We start from the raw sequence: 2,590 nt of genomic DNA on the forward strand, positions 1-2,590 counted from the left end.
AACTCACGACCGAACGAACCTGCAGGTCAGCGCGCCGTCGCGCCGATCACATCACCGCGCCTGGTGAGAACGCCTCTGAGCCAGCAATTCGTGCGGTTGGGATAGGGAACCGGTCACCGCGGCGGACACCGCCGTCGAGGGTCGAGCGGTGGGTAGCGGTCGTCTCGGGAGAGATGCCGAGCGCGCGGGCGACGGCGGCGCGAGAGATTGGACGGGTGGCGGTGCCCGTTGGTCGATCCCTCCATCGGACAGTGTCCCGACGACGAGCCTGATCGCGATCAGCCCTTGTCTTCAGGTACGCCGTCGCGCGTCTTGGTTCCCTCCCGGTCACTGACAGCTGCTGTCTTGCGCTGCTCACGTTTGGTGCGCCGACGTTCGATGGCGGGCTTCACGCGGTCGTCCCATACGGGTCTGCCGAAGACATAGGCGAGGCCACCGGCGGCCAAGACCAAGGCTCCGATGACGACGAGCCTGTCGCTCAGGCCGGAGGTCGCGTCGTCGAACTGTTCGCCAATCGAATCGGAGTCATCGCCGTCGTATGCGTCGTCCTCGGCAAGCCCATCAACTGATGCAACCGGTTCTGACGGCCGCTTTGGCCTTGCGGCCCTACCCTCGAAGACGTTGTCCTGGTCAAGCAGGCCGAGATTGTCGTAGAGATACCGATGCGTCTGCTCCTCATCGGCGACATAGTCGCGTGTGTAGCGGCTGTCGGCCCACGAGGTGTCACCGCTGGCGCGCACCCGCAGTTCCCCGCCCGTGATGGTGTACGTGCGAGCCTCGCTGAAGTTCTTGCCCGAGTAGCTCGTCCTCGTCGAGAAGCCCTCGTTCTGCTCGAGCAGCTGCTTGCGTACGTCCTTCGTCAGTCGCATGGCGTCCTGTCGGCTTGTCGCTGTCCCCACCTGAATTGCTTGCCATCCTAAGGGTGCAGTCAGGCTGGGCGACGGTGCGGATGTGAGCGCTGAGCCGGAGCTCGCGAAGATTCCTGGGCGGACCCATCACAATTGGGGAAGATAGGTCGAGCCGCCCGTTAGTCGATCCCTCACCGGGCGCCTCGCGCCTTCTCACCGCCGCGCACGGTTCCACCGATTGAAGGTGCCCGGTAGACCCGCCCGCAATTGTGCCCGGTGAAGGCTGCCTATCTGCGACATCCGGGCCATGACTGCGACGCTCATCGGGTACGCGCGCTGCTCGACCGCAGAGCAAGAACTCACTGCCCAGCACCAAAGCGCTCGAGGCGGTGGGTGCCGACCCGCCGGGTCTATGTCGACCAGGGCGTGACCGGCACCCACCGCGACCGTGTGGGATGTCAATCTCTGATGAGCTGGCGCGAGATGCGTACCTGTGTGGGTGCTCCATCGACGAGGCGTAGACGTTGCTCTACGAAACGACAATCGAGCTGGGGCTCCTGCTGAACTGGTCCCAGCTGCTGCATGACCTGGCCCACGACGCGTACACAGCGTTTCCCACGACCAACAACGACACCTGGACGTAGAGTCGCTGCGCTACATAGTCATCGAGCCCAAGATCGGCCTGTTCAAGCCCGCGCATGTCGGTCAGCTCGGCACCTTCGAGGAGCGGCTAGTGCAGTTCTGTCGACTGCGAAGGTGGCGGGCTCGCTGCCCCTTGCGCAGGTGGCGGGTTCACGAGGACACCCTCGGCTGCTGTTTCGTGTTCGGCCGCGGTCCGTTGGTCCCAGGACGGTTTGCGCATGGCGTAGAAGAGCAGCGGCGGACCACCGAGGACCACTACTACGGCGGCCACCACGAAGGGGTAGGCGGCGGGCGGGACCCCCGTGAAACCCTCGGGCGGCACGAAGGCCAGCACGAAGGCCGTGGCGCAGGCGACGAACCCCAGACCCGCGACGAACTTCATCGCGGGTGTCCGGTAGGTGCGCACCACGTCCGGCTTGGAACGTCGCAGCCTGATCGCCGCGGCGAACATCAGCATGTACATGATCAGGTAGAGCGCAGCCGCCATGTCGATGAGCGCGATGAACGCCGTGTTGATGTTCGGGATGACGATGAACAGCAGGGCCAGGACCGACACCACGATCCCCTGGACCCCGAGAATGCCCACCTGCACACCTGCCTTGTTGCGCTTCTGGAGCGAGGGGGGCAGCAGGCCCGTCCGGGCCGCGGCCAGCAAGCCACGCGACGGACCGGCGATCCAGGTGACGACGGACGCGAACGCTCCCAGCGCGATGAGCGCCGAGATCGCGGTGACCGCCCACGGCATGTTCCACTTGTCGAAGAAGACCTCAAACGCGAGATTGATGCCGTTGGTCAGCCCCAGCTCCTTCTTGGGCACCGCGACCGCCATGGCGATCGTGGGGAGGATGAAGACGAGCAGAATGAGGAACGTCGCGATTGCGATCGACTTGGGGAACCCCTTCCCGGGATTCTTCAGGTCGTTCGCGTGGACGGCGTTGACCTCCATCCCCGCGTACGCGAGAACGTTGGAGACCACGAGGACGATCGACGCGATCCCGGTCCACGGCGGGATGACGGCGGACGCCTCCAGCGAGGTCTCCGACTTCTCCCCGGTCGCAAGCCAGATCGCACCGAGCACGATCAGCAGGACGGCAGGGAAC

Annotated in this window: 2 protein-coding genes; both read right to left on the reverse strand. The window is 65.1% G+C overall.

All coding sequences use genetic code 11. The features are described 5' to 3' along the window. Window positions 1-278: 278 nt before the first annotated feature. Complete coding sequence (locus H9641_RS19765; protein ID WP_191806116.1) at window positions 279-869, reverse strand: hypothetical protein; 591 nt, start codon at window positions 867-869, stop codon at window positions 279-281. A 709-nt stretch (window positions 870-1,578) separates the two neighbouring features. Further along, window positions 1,579-2,590, reverse strand: a 1,012-nt coding sequence (locus H9641_RS19770; RefSeq protein ID WP_191806117.1) for an APC family permease, incomplete at its 5' end; no start/stop codon positions are given.

The organism is Oerskovia merdavium (assembly GCF_014836755.1).
GTDB classification, from domain to species: Bacteria; Actinomycetota; Actinomycetes; order Actinomycetales; family Cellulomonadaceae; genus Oerskovia; species Oerskovia merdavium.

Bases quoted from the DNA above. Each gene is read 5' to 3' on its own strand.
- H9641_RS19765 (WP_191806116.1), bottom strand. From the start codon at position 869: ATGCGACTGACGAAGGACGTACGCAAGCAGCTGCTCGAGCAGAACGAG.